This window comes from Burkholderia sp. SIMBA_051, assembly GCF_046534915.1.
Lineage (GTDB): Bacteria > Pseudomonadota > Gammaproteobacteria > Burkholderiales > Burkholderiaceae > Burkholderia > Burkholderia ambifaria.
This window is the reverse complement of the sequence record NZ_JAWRXS010000142.1, coordinates 1-310: the sequence shown is the minus strand read 5'-3', so window position 1 is coordinate 310 and position 310 is coordinate 1. Positions and strand designations below refer to the sequence as shown.

Sequence of the window (310 nt, the reverse complement as noted above, 5' to 3'; positions counted from 1 at the left end):
AAACTCATCATTGAAGGTGGCTTCCCGCTCGCGGGTGAAGTTGTCGTCTCGGGTGCGAAGAACGCGGCGTTGCCGATCCTGTGCGCGGGTCTGCTGAGTTCGGAGCCCGTGCATCTGGACAACGTGCCGGATCTGCAGGACGTGCGCACGATGCTCAAGCTGCTCGGCCAGATGGGCGTGCGGATCGAGAGCGGCGCGGGGCGCGTGTCGCTGGACGCGTCGAAAGTCGACAATCTCGTCGCTCCGTATGAAATGGTGAAGACCATGCGTGCGTCGATCCTCGTGCTCGGCCCGCTGGTCGCGCGCTTCG

The 310-nt window shown here is 64.2% G+C and carries 1 pseudogene; it reads left to right on the top strand.

Going from position 1 to position 310, the window contains the following annotated elements:
• Positions 1-310, top strand: a pseudogene (locus SB771_RS33930) (UDP-N-acetylglucosamine 1-carboxyvinyltransferase); the annotation flags it as partial.